Genomic DNA, 19,017 nt, shown 5'->3' on the forward strand with positions numbered 1-19,017 from the left:
TTCGGGGGATGCCTGTGACACAACCAGCCAAGGTCGTTGCCATTATTGCGGCAAACCCGGCACTGTCTTCTTTGTTAGCGATGGTTGTGGCCGGTGACCCCCGGCTCAATGTCCGCATTTTCGAGAGCGAAGTCGAACTGATTGCCTTTATGCGCGTCTCGCCGATCCACATGCTGGTCTGCGATTTCGACCGCGAGGGCCGTCCCGCCTATGAGATGGTGGAAAGCATCCGGCTCAATGGCGACCTGCTTAGCCAGGAGGTCCCCGTGATCGCCCTGACCCGTCATGTCACCCCACCCATGCGCCATCAGGCGATCAGCGCGGGCATTGACGAAGTGATCATCAAGCCGATGTCACCACGCTACCTGTTTCAGCGTATCCAGATCCGGCTGCGCACACGCAGTGTCGTGGGAACGCTGGGCGGCTATCGTGGGCCCGAACGCCGTAACCGCATCTTTGCGCCCATCCCCACGCCGCAGCCAGCGCGCCGTGCCAGCGACAATGTGGTGCCGTTGTTTCCTGACCGGCGCAAGCCACAGCATCCGGTGATGGAGCCGCGCGCCTAGCGCGCTTCGCTGACCAGCCGGCTGATCCGGCTCCACAAATCTTCGATATTGTCGGCGAACTGGATGGCGCGGTCATAGCCGGGCAGACCGGGCGAGAGCACATCTACGGAATAGCCGCGCATCACCTCGAAAGCCTTGTGGCGATTGAGCATGACCACGGGCGTGTTGCGGCCTAACGCCTTGGCGGCGGACCAGACACCGAACAGTTCAGTCGCCGAGGCCAGTGAACCGGGAAGAGCAACCATGCCCTCGGCCAGCTCGGCGATACGATTGAGCCGCGCTGGGGCATCCTCGACCACCTCCATGGTGACGCCCTTGAGCGCCGGTGGCAGCACGATACTGGCGTCGGCCACAACCTGCACGGCACCGCCGGCGGCACGGGCCGCGGTGATCAGCGGCACGGGAATGACGCCCTTCTCGGCCAGACAGACCAGTTGCGCACCGCGCTTGGCGAAATAGGTCCCCGCTTGGCTCATGAGCGAGGCGCGTTCGGCGTCGCCGGGGCCCTTATTGGAAGCGAAGACGGCCAGGACGGGGCCACGTTTGGTGGGTTCCATGGTGCTAACCTCCGCGCTTCAGGCTGCCGAGGATGCCGCGCACCAACGCGTTACCCAAGCGATTGGCCACGGTACGGGCCAATGAATTCATGGCCGCTTCGGCCGGTGTCTGTCGTGTCGAGCGTCGCTTCTTGGGCGCATCATCCTGATAGGTCCGCTTGGCGGTCTTGCGCTCTTCGTCTTCGAGCTGCTGGCGTTCTTCGGCCAATTGCTTGTCACGTGCCTTGCGGGTCAGCACCTCAAAGGCGGAATCGCGGTCTATCGCGGTATCGTACAGCCCGCCGACCGGCGAGTTCGCCATGATGGCCTTGCGCTCTTCGGGCAGGATGGGCCCAACCTGCGCCGATGGCGGCCGGATCATGGTGCGCCCGACCATAGATGGGACACCCTTGGACTCCAGCGCTGAAACCAGCGCTTCACCAATGCCCAACTGGGTAATGGCCTCTTCGGTCGAAAAGGCGGGGTTGGGGCGGAATGTTTCGGCCGCGACACGCACTGCCTTCTGCTCGCGAGGGGTATAGGCACGCAGAGCGTGCTGCACGCGATTGGCCAGCTGTGACAGCACCGATTCTGGAATGTCGACGGGGTTCTGGGTGACGAAATACACACCCACGCCCTTGGATCGTACCAGTCGCACGACCTGCTCAACCTTGTCGATCAGCGCTTTGGGCGCATCGTCAAACAGCAAATGGGCCTCGTCGAAGAAGAAGACCAGCTTGGGTTTGTCCATATCGCCGACTTCGGGCAGTTCCTCGAACAGTTCGGACAGCATCCAGAGCAGGAACGTCGAATAGAGCCGCGGCGACTGCATCAGATCATCGGCGGCCAGAATCGAAATGAAGCCACGACCATCGCGGTCGGTCCGCATCAGGTCGGCGATGTCGAGCCCGCGCTCACCAAAGAAGTTTTCCGCCCCCTGCTGCTCAAGCACCAGAAGCGAGCGCTGGATGGCCCCGATCGAGGCGGTCGAGACATTGCCGTAGCGGGTCGAGATTTCCTTGGCGCGCTCCTGCACATTGACCAGAAGCGCCCGCAAATCCTTGAGGTCGAGCAGCAGCAGCCCTTCATCGTCAGCCAGCTTGAAGGCGATGTTGAGCACGCCCTCCTGGGTGTCGTTGAGTTCAAGCAGGCGGCTGAGCAGCAGCGCACCCATTTCTGAAATGGTGGTGCGGATGGGATGGCCCTGGCGCCCGAACAGGTCCCAGAAAATGACGGGGAAGATGTCGTCCTTGAACTCGGAAAAGCCGATTTCCTGGGCACGCTGGGTCTGCCAGTCCTTTGCCTTGCCCATCTTGGCGACCCCGGAGAGATCCCCCTTGATGTCGGCGGCAAAGACCGGCACGCCTGCGGCGGCGAAGCCCTCGGCCATGACCTGCAGGGTTACGGTCTTGCCCGTGCCCGTCGCGCCAGTCACCAGCCCGTGGCGATTGCCATATTTCAGGGCGATGTATTCCGGCTGCGTGCTGGTTCCGAGAAAGATCTTGTCGTCAACGAGCATTGGCACCCACCCTTGGAAGTTGCGTTCTTATAGCCGTCCCGGTCGGCACGGGACAACTCGTAACTCTGTTTTCCAATGACCATGGCGGGCCGGCGCGCGGCAGGGCAATATGGCGCCATGAATCAGACAGCGTTCGCCAATCGCCGCCAAGTCCTTGCCGGAGCCATTGTTCTTGCTGCCGGCGCCCCTATTTCTGCCCATGCGCAAAGTGTGCTTGAGCCATCGACGCTGGGCCTGACGGCCAATTCGGGACTGGATCAGAGCGCGGTGTTGCAGCGAGCGCTTGATCTGGCTGCAGCTGCAGGGCAGATCCTGCGCCTGCCCGCGGGCAATATCCTAGCCAGCAATCTGATATTTCCCAGCAATCTGATCGTTGAAGGGGTGCCGGGCAGCACCGTGGTCAGCCCCGCCGACGGTGGGATCATCGCCAATATTGTCGAACGCAACTCGGTTGTTCTGCGCGACATTATCTTTGCCGGCGCGGGCAGTGCCCAGCAGACCCCGGCCCTGCTCAACATAGAACGCAGCGCCACCATCGCGCTGGAACGCTGCACCCTGCGCGAGGCGCCAGCGACGGGTCTGCGTATTTTCGACGCCGCCGTGACCATTCGCGATTGCAGTTTCTCCCAGATCGGTGACGCAGCGATCCACTCCATGGACAGTCGGGGCCTGATCATATCGGGTAATCGCATCACCTATTGCGGCAATGCCGGGATCCGTATCTGGCGTGGCGAGAACGGCTCGGACGGCTCGATCATCACCGGCAACCGGATTGCCAATATCGATTGGCGCGGCGGCGGCAACGGTCAGAATGGCAACGGGATCAATGTGTTCTGGGCCGATGAAGTGGTCATCGCCGACAATCACATCGCCGATTGCGCCTTTACCGCCATACGGCTCAATTCAACCAACAACACCCAGGTCAGCGGCAATATCTGCATGCGCTCGGGCGAGGTGGCGATCTTTTCGGAGTTCGGTTTTTCGGGCTCGATCATTGCCAACAACATCATCGATGGCGCCGCGACCGGCATATCGATCACCAATCTGGACAGTGGCGGCCAGCTGGCGGTGTGTTCGGGCAATATCGTGCGCAACATCACCCCGGCTTCGGCGGTCAATCCGGACACCATTCCCATCGGCATCTTTGCCGAGGCCGAAACCGCCATTACTGGCAATACCGTGCAGAACGTGCCCGGTGTCGCCATTGCCGCCGGCTATGGCAGCTTCCTGCGCAATGTGATGATTTCGGGCAATGTGATTTCTGCCAGCACCATTGGCATTGGGGTCAGCGTTGCCGAGGGCGCCGGGACGGTGCTGATCGGACGCAATGCCATCAGCGGCGCCGACAAGGCCGTGGTCGGACTGGCCTGGAGCGATGTTGTCGAAGCGGATCTGATCGCCAATGCCGGTCGCTACCGCAATGTCACCATCGACTAGCGCTTAGAAGCCCACCGAGCGCATCTCGCCGACGACGTCGCCGCGGACGCTCCTGATGGACTGGTGTGCAATGGTTTCCAGGACAGCGCGCTGGTCGGCGTCGGGCTCGGCGAACTTGAGCAGCATGCCAGCGACCATGGCATGGGCGGCCAGCACATTGCCGTCGTCACATTTGAGCGCATAGCCCCAGCCCTTGTCGCGGATCGCGCCACATTGCACGCCGTCGGCGCCATATTTCTGCATCACGCGGCCATTGAAGGCCGCCATGATGCGGGTGTCGGCATGATCGGTGCCCCCCACCAGATGTGGCAGGGATGTTGCGGCGTCGAGCAGCCGTTTGGCGGCGCCCCCGTGTCGGGCGTCAGGCCGGTGCCGGTTGCCATGCGGGCAAAGCCCCTGGCAAAGGCACGCAGCGGCGCGGCATAGGTGGGGATAGAGCAACCATCGGTGCCGCATTTGGCTTCGCTCAGCGGCTCCCCGATCACCGCTTCGACGCTGGCACGCACCTGTTGCTGCACGGCGTGTTCGCGATTGGCGTAACCTGCGGTTGGCTCGCCCATGGCCAGAGCGACGCTGAGCATACCCGAATGCTTGCCCGAACAGGCATTGTGCAGCGTGGACGGTTTGGCGCCCAGCGCCCGCAAGGCGGCGCGCGCGGCTGCATTGATGGGCTGATGCGCGCCGCATTCCAGATCGGCCTCGGACAAGCCAAGGCGGCCCAGCAGCCCAGCGGCAACCTCGACGTGGAAGTCTTCGCCATTGTGGGAGGAACAAGCCAGGGCCAATTCTTCAGCACTATGGTGGAATTGGGTGTCAGCGTGACGGGCAAAAATCGCCAGAGCCTGCATCGACTTGATGGCCGAGCGGGGGAAGATGGAACGCTCTATGTCGCCGGCTGAGGCAATAATTATGCCATCGGCATCGATGATCGCAAAGGCGCCGCGGTGACGGTTCTCTACCCAGTTGCCACGAATGGTTTCGGCGAGAATGGGATTGGCATCCATCAGAAAAACTCCGGTCCAGGCTGTTCTCAGAACAGCGCAGGACCGGAAAAGTCAACAGATTGCATGGGCCGACTATGCAGGCCGGGGCAAGCCGGATCAGATATCAGCATCGTAAACCGGGGTCAGAAAGCGCGCATTGACCCAACCCTGGGTATAATTGCGATCTACCAGGCACCAGTCCGAGCCGGTTTCAAAAGTAATGCAGCGCTCGACCCAGACCGCTACACCGGGCGCGAGTGCGCCGGTTTTCTGGGAGTGTGCAGCAGGCCATTTGCGAACATTGAGCTGATCCCAATGGGCAACGCCGGACACCCGCGCCAACTGGTCCACGCCATAGCCCTCAGCCATGGCTGGCTGAACGGCAAAGGCACTGGCGGCGGCGATCACCAGACCACACAATGTGGCGATGAGTACTTTTTCCTGCTGCTTGTTCATCTGTCTCTCCCTCAAGAGCGCTGGCTTGACGGGGAGATTGCCTGGGCCGGCTTGAACCAGACCTGATATCGCTGTTCAGAAACCGTTCATCTGGGAAAACTGGCATTTTCAGTTGCCGCAGCCGCCCCTCTTAGCGGGTTGGCAGCGCCTGAGTTCCGTGCCACGCTCGGGGCAATATCAGGCACGAAGTGCTGCAATTTGAGGAGGTTAGAATGACCAAAGTTCTCGTCACAGGTGGTAGCGGCAAGCTTGGACGCGCAGTGCTGCGGGATCTGGTCGCGCATGGATATGACGTGCTCAACCTTGATCAGCAGCCACTCACCGAAGCCATCTGCCCCAGCGTTCAGGTCGATCTGACTGATTTCGGTCAGGTTGCGGCAGCGATCATGGGCGGGGTGGACGAGCGCGGCGGGCCATTCGACGCGGTTGTTCACCTGGCTGCTATTCCGTCGCCCGGCCGCGCGCCCAATGCCGCAACCTTCGCCAACAATGTGCCCACCACCTACAATGTTTTTGAGGCCTCGCGCATGGCGGGCATCAAGAACATCACGTTTGCCTCGAGTGAAACCGTACTGGGTCTGCCCTTTGATACCCCCCGCCCTATGCACCGGTCGATGAGGAATACTATCCGCGTCCGGAATCGGCCTATTCGCTGGGCAAACTGCTCGATGAAACCATGGCTGCCCAGTTCTGCCGCTGGGATCCTGATCTCCGCATCTCGGCGCTGCGCTTTTCCAATGTGATGAACCCTGAAGACTATGCTGCCTTCCCCAAGTTCGATCACGACCCGATGCTGCGCAAATGGAATCTGTGGGCCTATATCGACGCCCGTGACGGGGCTCAGGCCGTGCGGCGCTGCATTCAGGCTGATTTTACGGGCTTTGAGGCCTTCATCATCGCCAATGCAGATAGCGTGATGACGCGCTCCAACATGTCGCTGCTGGCCGAGGTTTTTCCGGGCGTGGAAACCAAGGGCAACCTCACCAATAACGGCACGCTGCTCTCGATCGAGAAGGCCAAGCGCATGCTGGGCTATTCGCCGCAGTTCAGCTGGCGCAATGAGGTCGCTGCCAAGAATTAAGAGCATCAAAACCCTCAATCCTGTTTCTGCATAGGAAATGTGCAGAAACAGGACTTGTGGTTTTTGTGGGCAATGACGTAACTGTCGCCGATGCCCATTCCCGATCTGTCCATTTTGATCATCGACGAGAACCGCATCCGCGCCTCCATCATCGAGGACGGCTTGCGCGAGGCCGGGCATGCACGCGTGGTGGTCATCCACGATGTGAACGAGGTTGGCCGCACGATTGCCGACACCTCTCCCGATGTTGTGTTCATCGACCTGGAGAACCCCAAGCGCGATACGCTGGAGCACTTCTTTTCGCTGTCGCGCGCCATTCAGCGCCCCATCGCGATGTTCGTTGATCGCTCAGAGAGCCAGATGATTGAAAAAGCGGTCGAGGCCGGCGTGTCTGCCTACGTCGTGGACGGCCTGAAAAAGGAGCGAGTCAAACCCATCCTTGATATGGCGATCTCGCGTTTTAATGCCTTCGCCAAGCTGACACGGGAACTGGAGCAGGCCCGCAGCGAGCTTGAAGACCGCAAGATCATTGATCAGGCCAAGGGCATTTTGATGAAGACCCGCGGTCTGGCCGAAGCGGATGCCTATGCCCTGCTCCGCTCCACCGCCATGAACCAGAACCGAAGGATGGTCGACATCGCTCAAAGCCTTGTCACCGCGGCCGAACTGCTCGGCCCATAGGAACGCCCATGTCCACAACGCACCTCACCGCCGGTTTCCTGCCCCTGCTCGACAGCGTGCTGCTGGTGCTGGCGCGCGAAAAAGGCTTCGCTGAGGCCGAAGGGCTCGACCTCAATCTGGTGCGCGAGACCAGTTGGGCCAATATCCGCGACAAGGCGGCGCTGGGGCATTTTGATATAGCCCAGATGCTGGCGCCCATGCCCTTGGCCGCCAGTCTGGGCCTGACGCCACTGGCCAGCGAGATGATCGCGCCAGTCGTTTGCGGGCTGGGCAATAACGCCATCACGGTAAGCGCCGATCTGTGGCGCTCCATGGCAGATCACGGCGCGCCGGGCAATCTTGCTGCGGGCCCATCGGGCGCCGCGCTGGCCAAGGTTGTCGCCGCGTCGCGGCGCAAGCTGCGCTTTGGCGTGGTGCATCAGACCTCGTCCCACAATTACGAACTGCGCTATTGGCTGGCTGCCAGCGGCATCCAGCCCGATCGCGATATCGAGATCGTCGTGTTGCCGCCCTCTTTGCTTCCCGACGCGCTGGGGAGCAGCGGGCTGGATGGCTATTGCGTGGGCGAGCCTTGGAACAGCATTGGCGTGGCCACCAAGGGCGCGCATATGGTCACCACCAAGGCTGCGATCTGGCAATCCAGCCCGGACAAGGTCATCGGCATGCGCGCCGACTGGGCGCAGGCACAACCCGAACGGGTTGCGGCCATCATCCGGGCGATCTACCGCGCCGGTGAGTTCTGCGCCGACCCGGCCAATCACGCCGAAATTGCCCAGACCATGGCAAAGCCCGCCTATCTCAACGCGGCGCCCGATATTGTCGGTCGCGCGCTGAGCGGTCGGTTCGAGATTGGCGCCGGCGCGGTGGCGCAGGTGCCCGATCACTTCATTCCCAATGCCAGCGCTGCCAACTTCCCCTGGAAGAGCCATGCGCTGTGGTATTACTCTCAGATGGTGCGCTGGGGCGAGGTGACGAGCAGCCCGACCAATGCAGCCATCGCGGCAGCCTGCTTCCGTCCTGATCTGTATCGCGCGGCCCTGGCACCCCTTGATATCAATGTGCCGGTGCTCGACGACAAGACCGACGGCACCCACGACCGCCCCTACCAGATCGCGGGCACACGCGGCTCGCTCACCATGGGGCCCGACCAGTTCTTTGACGGTCAGGTCTTCGACCCCTCCGCCCTCGACCGCTACATCGCCGAACAGGCGCGCAGCTGGCCCCGCCAATTTTTAGGCGAGATTCACATCTGATCAAAAAATACGCAAAATGGCGCTGTTTTGAGCCGTGGCCGTTTTCCACGCCGTGGCATCGAAAAACCCTAGAATCCATCAAGTGACTGATACAGAACAATAATGTCTCTCAAAACCAACTTGGCATAGTTCCTGCAATGAAGTTGGCGAAAGGCGCTCCTCCCAAGACGCTCCTTTGATCGACGTCCAAAGCTGGGCGTCTCCAGGCAAAGCTGCCAACCGGTGTCGTATGTGGTCCTCAGGTCCCTGCGTCAGCCAGTTGGCAGCTTTTTTGTTTTTCCGATCGGTGCAGATGGAGAACTCGATGACTAAGACAATGACGACCCAGTCCGGCAAGAAACGCGCAGCTTTGCGCGCGCTGTCGATCGGGCTGTTGGCCGCCACGGTAATGGCACCGCTGGGTGCCCACGCCGAAATGCTCGACGTGGAGAAGGATGAGCTCAAATTCGGCTTCATCAAACTGACCGATATGGCGCCGCTCGCCATCGCTTATGAGCTGGGCTATTTCGAAGATGAAGGGCTCTATGTGACGCTGGAGCCGCAGGCCAACTGGAAGGTGCTGCTGGATGGCGTGATTACCGGCACGCTTGACGGCGCGCATATGCTGGCGGGCCAGCCGCTGGCGGCAACCATCGGGTATGGCACCGAAGCCCATATCGTCACCCCCTTCTCAATGGACCTCAATGGCAATGCCATCACGGTGTCCAACGCGGTCTGGGAACTGATGAAGCCCAATCTGGAAATGGGTGCCGACGGCTTGCCACAACATCCCATCAGTGCAGCAGCACTGCTACCGGTCATCGACCAGTTCGCCGATGAGGGCCGTCCTTTCAATATGGGCATGGTGTTCCCGGTCTCGACCCACAATTACGAGTTGCGCTACTGGCTTGCGGCCGGTGGGGTCAATCCTGGCTTTTACTCACCTGACGATGTATCCGGCCAGATCGGCGCCAAGGCCTATCTGTCGGTTACGCCTCCACCGCAGATGCCCTCGACCATGGAAGCGGGCACCATTGACGGTTATGCCGTTGGCGAGCCTTGGAACCAGGCTGCGGTGTTCAAGAAGATCGGCGTGCCGGTCATCACCGATTACGAGCTTTGGAAGAACAACCCCGAAAAAGTGTTCGGCATGACCGCCGAATTTGTCGAGGAAAATCCCAACACCACCATCGCCATCACCAAGGCGCTGATCCGCGCCGCAAAGTGGCTCGACGAGAACGACAATGCCAATCGCCTTGAAGCGGTCGATATCCTGTCGCGCTCGGAATATGTCGGCGCCGACGCCGAGGTCATTGCGAATTCGATGACCGGCACTTTTGAGTATGAGCCCGGCGACATTCGCGACGTGCCCGACTTCAACGTGTTCTATCGCTACTTTGCGACCTACCCCTACTACTCCGATGCCATCTGGTACCTGACCCAGATGCGCCGCTGGGGGCAGATCGCCGAAGACAAGTCCGATGACTGGTATGCCGACGTCGCCAAGTCAGTGTACCGCCCCGATATCTACCTGCAGGCGGCGCGCATGCTGGTTGACGAGGGCATGATCGCAGAGGGCGACATCCCCTGGGACACCGATGGCTTCCGGCCATCGACCGACGAGTTCATCGACGGCATTGCCTATGATGGCCGCACCCCCAATGCCTATATCGACAGCCTGCCCATTGGCCTGAAGACCGGCGAAACCGCGGCCTCAAAATAGCGCCACCACACAGCATGGCCGGGCCAGCGCGGTCCGGCCAGCGCAACGCGACGAAAACAGGATCAAGACCATGAGCATCGCCAGCGACATCGGCTCCAAGGGCCGTTCAGATGATAGACGCCAGAAGCTGTTTGCCGGGATCAATCGCGCATCGGCCTGGCTGGGCGCCCTCGGGCTGGGGTGGTTGACGCCACTGCTCAAGATCGCTGCGGGCGACAATCCGCGCGAACAGATGGGCGAGCTGCGCGACAGTCTGGTGTTCCCGCTGATGGGCATTGTCATTTTCGGTTTGGCCTGGGCGGCACTGGCCCCGCAGGTGCAGACATCGCTGGGCGCCATTCCAGGGCCGGTGCAGGTCTGGGAGCAGGCCGGTGCGCTGTGGCAGGACCATGTCGACGAGCGTGAAAAAGAGGCCGCGTTCTATACCCGGCAGGACGACCGCAACGCCAAGCTGATCGCCGAGGGTCGCGAGGATGACGTCAAGTTCCGTGGCTTTACTGGCAAGCCGACCTTCATCGACCAGATTTTCACGTCCCTGAAAACGGTCGGCCTCGGCTTTGCGATTGCCACGGTCATAGCCATACCACTGGGCATCGCATCGGGGCTCAGCCGCCCCTTCAATGGAGCGCTCAATCCCCTGGTGCAATTGTTCAAGCCGGTTTCGCCGCTGGCCTGGCTGCCCATCGTCACCATGATCGTTTCGGCAGTCTATGTGGACGTCAATGACGCCTTCCCCAAGGCGCTGATCATCTCGGCGGTGACTGTGACGCTATGCTCGCTGTGGCCAACCCTGATTAACACGGCATTGGGTGTCGCCTCGATCGACAAGGATCTGATCAATGTCGGCAAGGTGCTGCAACTATCGACACCGACCACCATCGCCAAGCTGGTGCTGCCCTCGGCCATGCCGCTTATCTTCACCGGACTGCGCCTGTCACTGGGTGTGGGCTGGATGGTGCTGATCGCTGCTGAAATGCTGGCGCAGAACCCGGGCCTGGGGAAATTCGTCTGGGATGAATTCCAGAACGGCTCCTCCAATTCGCTGGCCCGCATCATCGTGGCGGTGCTGACCATCGGCGTCATCGGCTTCATGCTCGACCGCGTGATGTTCACCCTGCAGACAGCCTTCACCTTCTCGTCGAACCGCTAGGAGGCGTTGATGCCAGCCATTCTCGAACTGTCCGATGTGTGCAAGCACTATGGCGAAGGTGCCAAGCGCGCCGAAGTTCTTTCCGGCATCAATCTGAGCGTTGAAGAGGGCGAGTTTGTCGCCATTCTCGGCTTCTCGGGTGCGGGCAAGACGACGTTGATCTCCATGCTGGCGGGGCTGACAGAGCCCGATCGCGGCGGGATCATCTTCCGCAATCGCGAAATCAGCGGACCGAGCCCGGAGCGCGGCGTGGTGTTCCAGTCCTATTCGCTGATGCCCTGGCTGTCGGTGGGCGGCAATGTGGATCTGGCCGTCAACGCCGTGCACAGGACCAAGAGCCGGGTCGAACGCCTGGCGCTGCGCAACCACTATATCAACATGGTCGGTCTCGCCCACGCTGTGGACCGCCGCCCTGCCGAGTTGTCGGGGGGTATGCGTCAGCGCGTGGCCGTCGCCCGGGCACTGGCCATGCAGCCGGAAATCCTGCTGATGGACGAACCGCTCTCAGCACTCGATGCACTGACGCGCTCCAAGCTGCAGGACGAATTCGCGCTGATCTCGGAGGCCGAGAAAAAGACCATCATCCTGATCACCAATGATGTGGATGAAGCCATCCTGCTGGCCGACCGGGTGATCCCGCTGACGCCAGGACCGGCGGCAACGCTTGGGCCCGAATTTTCTGTCGGCATTGAACGTCCGCGTGACCGCGCCGCCCTGAATGGCGATGACCGGTTCATCACGCTACGTCGCGAGATCACCGAATACCTCATGGATGTGGGTGCTGGTCGCAATGTGTCGGGCGACCATGATGTGGCTCTGCCCAATGTGGTGCCGATCAGTCGCGGCAAGTCCCAGAAGCTGCCGGCGGCCTACGCCAATGCCGCCGCATCGCCCACCGAAGCGGGCTATGTCGAGTTCTCTCAGGTCTCCAAGGTCTACCCCACGCCCAAAGGTCCGCTGACCGTGGTGGACGGCTTCGACTTCAAGATGAACAAGGGCGAGTTCGTCACCCTGATCGGCCATTCGGGCTGCGGCAAGTCCACGGTGCTGTCGATGGTGGCGGGCCTGAACCCGATATCCTCGGGCGGCGTCGTGCTGGACAATTCCGAGGTAGTCGGCGCCGGACCCGACCGCGCCGTGGTGTTCCAGGCACCTTCGCTCATGCCCTGGCTGACCGCCCGCGAAAACGTGGCACTGGGTGTGGACCGGGTTTACCCCAATGCCAGCGCTGCCGAGCGGCGCGACGTTGTCGAATACTATCTCAATCGCGTCGGGCTGGGCGACTCCATGCACCGTCAGGCCAGCGAGTTGTCCAATGGCATGAAGCAGCGCGTCGGCATTGCCCGCGCCTTCGCCCTGTCGCCCAAGCTGCTGCTGCTCGATGAGCCCTTCGGCATGCTCGACAGCATCACCCGCTGGGAGTTGCAGGATGTGCTGATGGATGTCTGGGCCAAAACCCAGGTGACCGCCATCTGCGTCACCCATGATGTCGACGAGGCCATCCTGCTGGCCGACCGGGTCGTGATGATGTCGAATGGTCCCAATGCCCGGATTGGCAATGTGATGGATGTCGACCTGCCCCGACCGCGCTCGCGCAAGGCGCTGCTCGCCCACAAGGATTACTACGCCTATCGCGAGGAACTGCTGGGCTTCCTCGAGGCCTATGAAGGCGGTGCCAATCCGGATCAGGAAACGCTCGATCGCATTCGCAACAAGCGCACGCAGCGCACCAGTTCGGGCCAGATGCCCCATTCGGCGGCCTGAGCCATGACCCTGTCTGTTGCCAGCACCACCACCCGCACCACCTGCCCCTATTGCGGGGTCGGCTGTGGGGTGCTGGCAACCCCGCAGGCCGATGGCAGCGTGGCCATCGCCGGTGATCCCGATCACCCGGCCAATTTCGGCCGGTTGTGTTCCAAGGGGTCGGCGCTGGGTGAGACGCTGTCGCTGGATGGACGCCTGCTCTATCCAGAAAGTGATGGCGCCAGAGTCACTTGGGACGAAGCGCTGGAGCGGGTTGCCAGCACCTTCAAGCGAGCCATTACCGAATTCGGACCCAATTCGGTGGCGTTTTATGGCTCTGGTCAGCTGCTGACCGAAGACTATTACGTGGCCAACAAGCTGATGAAGGGCTTCATCGGCAGCGGCAATATGGACACCAATTCGCGGCTATGCATGGCCTCCTCGGTCGCCGGCCACAAGCGCGCCTTCGGCTCAGACACCGTGCCGGGGAATTACGAGGATCTCGAGCTGGCCGACCTGATTGTGCTGGTGGGGTCCAATCTGGGCTGGTGCCACCCAGTGCTCTATCAGCGCATCGTCAAGGCCAAGGCCGAGCGCCCCGATATGCGGATTGTGCTGATCGACCCGCGCCGCACGGTCAGCGCCGATATTGCCGATCTGCACCTGCCTTTGCAGTCGGATGGCGACGCCGCCCTGTTTGTCGGCCTGCTTGCCCATCTGGCCAATGCTGGCGTCACGGCGCCCGGTTTCATCGCCGACCACACCAGCGGCGTCGACGCGGCCTTGCTGGTGGCCGAGGACTGGACTGTCGCGCGGGTTGCCACGGCCACCGGGGTGCCTGAACACGCCATTGCTCTGTTCTACGACTGGTTCGCGCGGACCGAGAAGACCGTCACGGTCTATTCGCAGGGTGTCAATCAGTCGGCGGCTGGCACCGACAAGGTCAATGCCATCGTCAATTGCCATCTGCTGACCGGTCGTATTGGCCGACCCGGCATGGGCCCCTTCTCGGTCACGGGTCAGCCCAATGCCATGGGTGGTCGCGAAGTGGGTGGACTGGCCAATACGCTGGCCGCCCATATGGATTTCAGCCCGGAAGCGATTGACCGCGTCGGCCGGTTCTGGCGCAGCGACAGCATTGCAACCGAGCCTGGGCTCAAGGCCGTCGACCTGTTCACTGCCATGGGGCGCGGGGAGATCAAGGCGATCTGGATCATGGCAACCAATCCGGTGGATTCCATGCCCGAAGCGGACATGGTCAAAGCAGCTCTGGCCGCCTGCCCCTTCGTTGTGGTCTCCGACATGTCGGCGCGTACCGATACCGGCGTCACGGCCCATGTTCGCCTGCCCGCAGCGGGTTGGGGCGAAAAGGATGGCACAGTCACCAATTCGGAACGCCGCATCTCACGCCAGCGCCCCTTCCTCGCCCTGCCCGGCGAGGCCCGCCCCGACTGGTGGATCGTCAGCGAGGTGGCTAGGCGGATGGGGTTTGGCGATGCCTTTGGCTATGCCAGCCCAGCCGATATTTTTGCCGAGCACTCAGCCCTGACCGGCTTTGAAAATGATGGCAGCCGCGATCTTGATCTGTCCGGTCTGATCGAGGCCGATTATGCCAGTCTGGCGCCGACACAATGGCCTGTGCGGCGGGCGTCACGCGCCCGCATGTTTGGTGATGGCCGGTTCTTTACGCCAGACCGGAAGGCGCGCTTTGTGCCCGTCCTGCCGCCACCGCCCTTCGCCCCGGCCCCGGGCCGCTTCATATTCAATACCGGGCGGGTCCGGGATCACTGGCACACCATGACTCGCACCGGCAAAACCCCGCGCCTGTCTGCGCACTACGCCGAACCGTTTGTCGAAATCCACCCCGCTGACGCCGACCGGCTCAACATCGCCCGGGCCAGTCTGGTGCGCCTGTCCAATCGGCACGGTAGCGTCGTCGTGCGCGCATTGGTGACCGACCGGCAGCGGCGTGGCCATTTGTTTAGCCCTATGCACTGGACCGATCAATTTGCCTCCAATGGCAGGATCGATGCGCTGGTCACGGCCAAGGTCGATCCATTCTCGTCCCAGCCTGCCCTGAAGATGGCCGAGGTCGAGGCCGAACCGGTCAATGCCGCGCTGTTCGGCTTCTTTGTGTCGGCTCAGCGTCCTGCGCTGGACAGCGCCTATTGGGCCGTGGCGGAGGCTGTCGGCGGGATGCGGGGCGAGCTGGCCTGGTTCGAGCAACCCGCCGATTGGGATCACTGGCTACGATCTGCCTTTGCGCTGCCGCAAGCCGCGCGCATCCATTCGATGCTCGATAGTGGCTCGGGTCGTCGAAGTTTTGTCGTGCTCGAACAGGGGCAGCTCGTCGTGGCGCTCTACACCGCCCCCGAGCCGGTTGCCGTGTCGCGGCAATGGGCAGTGGGTCTTTTGTCAGCCCAGGGGTTGAGCGCCTCAACGGTCCTTGCAGGCCGACCAGGCGCCGACATGCCCGATAGCGGGGCCATTGTCTGCTCGTGTTTTTCGGTGGGGGTCAACACCATTACCGCCGCGGTCACCGCTCAGGGCTGCAGCACCGTCGAGGCTGTCGGCGCATGCACCAAGGCTGGCACCAATTGCGGCTCCTGCCGCGCTGAAATCAGGGGGATCATCGATGCGCATCGTCTCGCAGCAGCCGAATAGGGCACGTATTGCGCCACTGGCCGTATTGCCGGTCTTCTTCGACCTGATCGACAAACGGGTGATCGCCATTGGCGGGTCGGAGCCAGCAAGCTGGAAAATCGAACTGCTGGCTGCCGCTGGCGCCCATGTGCAGGTGCTGGCGCCTGTGGAGAGCTGGTGCGATGAGCTGGTGGCACTGGCCGAGACCAGCCGCACAGCCGGCACGATCAGCCTCGTTGATTGCCACTGGGCCCCTTCAGATATGTCCGGCGCCGCGCTCGCGGTCGCCGACATCGAGGACGATGCCGAAGCCGCTGCCTTTGTTGAGGCGGCACAGCGCCAGGGTGTTCCTTACAATGTCATCGACCGCCCGGCATATTGCCAGTTCCAGTTTGGCTCGATCGTCAATCGCTCGCCGGTGGTGGTGGGCATTTCCACGGCAGGTGCAGCCCCCATTCTGGGGCAGGCCGTGCGTCGCCGCATCGAAACGCTGCTGCCTGCCACACTGACCGACTGGGCGCAGTTGGCGCAACGCGTACGCGGTGCCGTCATGGCACGGCTTGAAGCAGGCCCTAAGCGCCGCGCCTTCTGGGAGCGACTGGCCGAGCGGGCCTTTGGCGACACCCCGCCTACAGCTGCCGATGGCGATATTGAACGCAACAATGCCAATCCAATCCCTGGTCGTGTCACGCTGGTCGGCGCCGGCCCCGGCGATGCGGACCTGTTGACGATCAAGGCCGTCCGCGCGCTGCAATCGGCCGATGTTATCCTGTTTGACGATCTGGTGTCCGCCGAAGTGCTTGAACTGGCACGCCGCGAGGCCAAGCGCATGTTGGTGGGCAAGCGCGCTGCGCGCGAAAGCTGCAAGCAGGAAGACATCAACGCAATGATGCTGGGTCTGGCGCAACAGGGCATGCATGTGGTGCGGCTGAAATCGGGAGATCCGATGATCTTCGGCCGCGCCGGTGAAGAGATAGAAATGCTGGAGCGCCACGGTATCGCGGTCTCGGTTGTTCCCGGCATCACGGCCGCGCTGGCACTGGCCAGTCGCCTCGGGCTATCGCTGACCCACCGCGATCATGCGCAATCGGTGCACTTCGTCACCGGCCATTCACGTCAGGGCGTATTGCCCGACACACTGAACTGGAGGGCGTTGTCTGATCCGGCTACCACCAGCGTCTACTATATGAGCCGCCGCACCCTGCCCCAGATTGTCGCCCAGCTACAGGCCCAAGGCATGAGCCTGAGCACGCCAGCGATCATCGCTGGCAATGTGGGTCGGGCCGATGAGCAGGTCTGGCGTGGCACCATTGGTGAAGCGATTGCCGCTGTCACCGCCTTCCCACTATCCGCGCCCACGATCTTTGCTGTGGGCAACGCACTGCAGATGCGCGCGGTCGCGAACCCGGCTCTGGCGGTGAGTGCCTGACACGCAGACAGAACCGGTGTGACCTCGGCTCGTGTCTGGTTTTGCCGAAAGGGCGTCCCCCGTCCTTCGGCGGTCCCCGGATAGCATCCGGGGACCACTCTCAAACCGGCTTTGTGCCCGTCTGCGCATCCCTCGAGGATGCCTTACAGTTCGGGATTAATTACCCAGCGGGATATGCCCAATACCCTTGAGAGCGATCTCATCGAGGCTCTCATCATAGCCCGCATCGGCATAGCGCATGACGCCGAGCGCGGTGTCATTGGTCAGCGCATGGTCGAGCCGTTCATCACCACCGGGCGTACCGTCCGCGATCACCGTGACCCCGGCCGAAGTCATGTAGCCGGCATAGCCACCACCGCCGGAATGGACGACGACGAGATCGGCCATGGAGGAGCAGAGCAGCATGGCGTCAAGCAGCGGCCAGTCGGCGATGGCGTCCGAACCGTCCTGCATGTTCTCGGTCATGATATTGGGGTGGGCCATGGCCCCGGCATCGAGGTGATCGCGGCTGAAGGCGATCGGACCGGCCAATGTACCGTCGGCCACCATGGTGTTGACGGCCCGGGCCAGATCGGTGCGCTCACCATGGCCGAGCCAGGCGATGCGGGCGGGGAGACCTTCGAACGGAACATGTTCGCGGGCCAGCGCGATCCAGTTGGTGACGATCCTGTTGTCGGGGAACATTTCGAGCAGTTTGTCGTCAATCTTGGCGATATCGGCGGGGTCGCCTGACAAGGCCATCCAGCGGAATGGGCCGATGGCACGGGCGAACAGCGGGCGCAGATAGGCTTCGGTGAAAATCTTGATGTCGAAGGCATTCTCGACCCCGCCCGCTTTGGCGTGGGTGCGGATCAGATTGCCATTGTCGAATACCTCGGCCCCAGCCTGCTGGAAAGCCAGCATGGCGCGGACGTGATCGACGATGGAGGCCTGACTGGCCGCCATCAACTGGCCGGGCCCTTCGACGCGCAGGCGTTTGACCTCGGCCATGCTCATGCCCTTGGGGACATAGCCATAGACCAGATCGTGGGCGGAGGTCTGGTCGGTGACGATATCGGGGACGATGCCGCGGCGGGCGATTTCGGGGTAGATTTCGGCGGCATTGCCGACCAGACCAATCGAGGTGGCGCGCTTTTCGGCAACGGCCTTGTCGATCATTGCCAGCGCCGTATCGAGGTCGGGCGCGATGGCTTCGAGATAGCCGATTTCCTGGCGCTTGGCCGCCCGGTCGGCGTCGACATCAACGCAGAGGATCGCCGCGCCCGCCATGCGACCGGCCAAAGGCTGGGCGCCGCCCATGCCGCCCAGGCCAGCGGTCAGGATGAAGCGGCCGGCGAGCGTGCCACCGAAGCGGTTTTCGGCGATGCGCATGAAAATCTCGTAGGTGCCCTGAATGACGCCCTGACTGCCGATATATTGCCAGGCGCCTGCCGTCAGACCGCCCCAGCAGATCAGGCCCTTCTGCTCGAGTTCGTAGAACACTTCGGCCCTGGCCCATTGCCCGACAATGTTGCAATTGGCCATGATGACCAGCGGCGCCTTGGCGTGGGTCTTGAGCAGGCCAATGGGTTTGCCGGACTGGATGATCAGGGTCTGATCTTCGTCCATTTCCAGCAGCGTCTTGACGATGGCCTTGTGGCTGGCCCAGTTGCGGGCGGCCTTGCCCAGCGCCGCATAGACAATCAGCTCATCGGGGTTTTCGCCGACGCTGAGCACGTTCTCCAGCAGCCGCAGCAGCGCTTCCTGACGCCAGCCTTTGGCGCGCAGTTCAGGACCGCCGGGGATGGGAAAGTCTGGATGGCGTGGGTTTGGTGTGGGCATTTCTTGGTCTTTCGTCT

The 19,017-nt window shown here is 62.1% G+C and carries 17 protein-coding genes; 11 read left to right on the top strand and 6 right to left on the bottom strand.

What is annotated here, in order from left to right:
* The first annotated feature begins 14 nt into the window (after positions 1-14).
* Positions 15-566, top strand: a complete 552-nt coding sequence (locus tag AC0L37_RS12655; protein WP_212658656.1) for a response regulator — start codon at positions 15-17, stop codon at positions 564-566.
* On the opposite strand, the gene AC0L37_RS12660 is transcribed toward AC0L37_RS12655, so the two are convergent.
* Complete coding sequence (locus AC0L37_RS12660) at positions 563-1,123, bottom strand: LOG family protein (RefSeq protein WP_269368291.1); 561 nt, start codon at positions 1,121-1,123, stop codon at positions 563-565. The genes AC0L37_RS12655 and AC0L37_RS12660 overlap by 4 nt on opposite strands.
* A gap of 4 nt (positions 1,124-1,127) precedes the next feature.
* Positions 1,128-2,621, bottom strand: coding sequence for a helicase HerA-like domain-containing protein (locus AC0L37_RS12665; protein ID WP_282220932.1), 1,494 nt, complete (start codon positions 2,619-2,621; stop codon positions 1,128-1,130).
* 117 nt (positions 2,622-2,738) lie between these two features.
* Here AC0L37_RS12665 and AC0L37_RS12670 point away from each other — a divergent pair, with 117 nt between their 5' ends.
* Positions 2,739-4,058 carry a TIGR03808 family TAT-translocated repetitive protein gene (locus tag AC0L37_RS12670; RefSeq protein WP_282220931.1) on the top strand — a complete coding sequence of 440 codons (1,320 nt, stop codon included), beginning with the start codon at positions 2,739-2,741 and terminating at the stop codon, positions 4,056-4,058.
* Between the two features lie 3 nt (positions 4,059-4,061).
* Here the strand turns inward: AC0L37_RS12670 and AC0L37_RS12675 are convergent, their stop codons facing one another.
* The 3 genes from AC0L37_RS12675 to AC0L37_RS12685 form a co-directional block, all read right to left on the bottom strand.
* Positions 4,062-4,358 carry an asparaginase gene (locus AC0L37_RS12675; protein ID WP_282220930.1) on the bottom strand — a complete coding sequence of 99 codons (297 nt, stop codon included), beginning with the start codon at positions 4,356-4,358 and terminating at the stop codon, positions 4,062-4,064.
* Positions 4,301-5,062: an asparaginase gene (locus AC0L37_RS12680; RefSeq protein ID WP_282220929.1), complete on the bottom strand. Its 762-nt coding sequence runs from the start codon at positions 5,060-5,062 to the stop codon at positions 4,301-4,303. Before AC0L37_RS12680 ends, AC0L37_RS12675 begins: the two co-directional genes overlap by 58 nt.
* A 96-nt stretch (positions 5,063-5,158) precedes the next feature.
* Positions 5,159-5,497 (bottom strand): SH3 domain-containing protein, encoded by a 339-nt coding sequence (locus AC0L37_RS12685; protein WP_282220928.1) that lies wholly within the window; start codon positions 5,495-5,497, stop codon positions 5,159-5,161.
* A 212-nt stretch (positions 5,498-5,709) separates the two neighbouring features.
* Between AC0L37_RS12685 and AC0L37_RS12690 the strand changes: the two genes are divergently transcribed.
* From AC0L37_RS12690 to cysG, 9 genes are all read left to right on the top strand, one after another.
* On the top strand, positions 5,710-6,240 hold the full coding sequence (locus tag AC0L37_RS12690; RefSeq protein ID WP_282220927.1) for an NAD-dependent epimerase/dehydratase family protein: 531 nt from the start codon (positions 5,710-5,712) through the stop codon (positions 6,238-6,240).
* The gene (locus tag AC0L37_RS12695; RefSeq protein WP_282220926.1) at positions 6,174-6,578 is read left to right on the top strand and encodes an NAD-dependent epimerase/dehydratase family protein; all 405 of its coding nucleotides are present in this window, start codon (positions 6,174-6,176) and stop codon (positions 6,576-6,578) included. Before AC0L37_RS12690 ends, AC0L37_RS12695 begins: the two co-directional genes overlap by 67 nt.
* A gap of 90 nt (positions 6,579-6,668) precedes the next feature.
* A complete protein-coding gene (locus AC0L37_RS12700) occupies positions 6,669-7,259 on the top strand; it encodes an ANTAR domain-containing response regulator (RefSeq protein ID WP_269368287.1) in 591 nt (196 codons plus the stop codon).
* A gap of 8 nt (positions 7,260-7,267) precedes the next feature.
* Positions 7,268-8,512 (top strand): CmpA/NrtA family ABC transporter substrate-binding protein, encoded by a 1,245-nt coding sequence (locus tag AC0L37_RS12705; RefSeq protein WP_282220925.1) that lies wholly within the window; start codon positions 7,268-7,270, stop codon positions 8,510-8,512.
* Between the two features lie 388 nt (positions 8,513-8,900).
* On the top strand, positions 8,901-10,214 hold the full coding sequence (locus AC0L37_RS12710) for a CmpA/NrtA family ABC transporter substrate-binding protein (RefSeq protein ID WP_435905346.1): 1,314 nt from the start codon (positions 8,901-8,903) through the stop codon (positions 10,212-10,214).
* 70 nt (positions 10,215-10,284) lie between these two features.
* Positions 10,285-11,364 carry an ABC transporter permease gene (locus AC0L37_RS12715; RefSeq protein ID WP_282220923.1) on the top strand — a complete coding sequence of 360 codons (1,080 nt, stop codon included), beginning with the start codon at positions 10,285-10,287 and terminating at the stop codon, positions 11,362-11,364.
* Positions 11,365-11,373: 9 nt separating this feature from the next.
* Positions 11,374-13,128: an ABC transporter ATP-binding protein gene (locus AC0L37_RS12720; protein ID WP_473313045.1), complete on the top strand. Its 1,755-nt coding sequence runs from the start codon at positions 11,374-11,376 to the stop codon at positions 13,126-13,128.
* A gap of 3 nt (positions 13,129-13,131) precedes the next feature.
* Positions 13,132-15,771, top strand: a complete 2,640-nt coding sequence (locus tag AC0L37_RS12725) for a nitrate reductase (protein ID WP_282220922.1) — start codon at positions 13,132-13,134, stop codon at positions 15,769-15,771.
* On the top strand, positions 15,743-17,179 hold the full coding sequence (gene cysG / locus AC0L37_RS12730; RefSeq protein WP_212658669.1) for a siroheme synthase CysG: 1,437 nt from the start codon (positions 15,743-15,745) through the stop codon (positions 17,177-17,179). Before AC0L37_RS12725 ends, cysG begins: the two co-directional genes overlap by 29 nt.
* Before the next feature lie 156 nt (positions 17,180-17,335).
* Here the strand turns inward: cysG and AC0L37_RS12735 are convergent, their stop codons facing one another.
* Positions 17,336-19,000 (bottom strand): urocanate hydratase, encoded by a 1,665-nt coding sequence (locus tag AC0L37_RS12735; protein WP_282220921.1) that lies wholly within the window; start codon positions 18,998-19,000, stop codon positions 17,336-17,338.
* Between the last annotated feature and the right edge of the window lie 17 nt (positions 19,001-19,017).

The organism is Devosia sp. J2-20 (genome assembly GCF_055808475.1).

Bases quoted from the DNA above. Each gene is read 5' to 3' on its own strand.
- AC0L37_RS12715 (WP_282220923.1), top strand. From the start codon at position 10,285: ATGAGCATCGCCAGCGACATCGGCTCCAAGGGCCGTTCAGATGATAGA.
- cysG (WP_212658669.1), top strand. From the start codon at position 15,743: ATGCGCATCGTCTCGCAGCAGCCGAATAGGGCACGTATTGCGCCACTG.
- AC0L37_RS12685 (WP_282220928.1), bottom strand. From the start codon at position 5,497: ATGAACAAGCAGCAGGAAAAAGTACTCATCGCCACATTGTGTGGTCTG.
- AC0L37_RS12735 (WP_282220921.1), bottom strand. From the start codon at position 19,000: ATGCCCACACCAAACCCACGCCATCCAGACTTTCCCATCCCCGGCGGT.
- AC0L37_RS12665 (WP_282220932.1), bottom strand. From the start codon at position 2,621: ATGCTCGTTGACGACAAGATCTTTCTCGGAACCAGCACGCAGCCGGAA.
- AC0L37_RS12670 (WP_282220931.1), top strand. From the start codon at position 2,739: ATGAATCAGACAGCGTTCGCCAATCGCCGCCAAGTCCTTGCCGGAGCC.
- AC0L37_RS12690 (WP_282220927.1), top strand. From the start codon at position 5,710: ATGACCAAAGTTCTCGTCACAGGTGGTAGCGGCAAGCTTGGACGCGCA.
- AC0L37_RS12700 (WP_269368287.1), top strand. From the start codon at position 6,669: ATGCCCATTCCCGATCTGTCCATTTTGATCATCGACGAGAACCGCATC.
- AC0L37_RS12695 (WP_282220926.1), top strand. From the start codon at position 6,174: ATGGCTGCCCAGTTCTGCCGCTGGGATCCTGATCTCCGCATCTCGGCG.
- AC0L37_RS12660 (WP_269368291.1), bottom strand. From the start codon at position 1,123: ATGGAACCCACCAAACGTGGCCCCGTCCTGGCCGTCTTCGCTTCCAAT.
- AC0L37_RS12680 (WP_282220929.1), bottom strand. From the start codon at position 5,062: ATGGATGCCAATCCCATTCTCGCCGAAACCATTCGTGGCAACTGGGTA.
- AC0L37_RS12705 (WP_282220925.1), top strand. From the start codon at position 7,268: ATGTCCACAACGCACCTCACCGCCGGTTTCCTGCCCCTGCTCGACAGC.
- AC0L37_RS12720 (WP_473313045.1), top strand. From the start codon at position 11,374: ATGCCAGCCATTCTCGAACTGTCCGATGTGTGCAAGCACTATGGCGAA.
- AC0L37_RS12710 (WP_435905346.1), top strand. From the start codon at position 8,901: ATGGCACCGCTGGGTGCCCACGCCGAAATGCTCGACGTGGAGAAGGAT.
- AC0L37_RS12725 (WP_282220922.1), top strand. From the start codon at position 13,132: ATGACCCTGTCTGTTGCCAGCACCACCACCCGCACCACCTGCCCCTAT.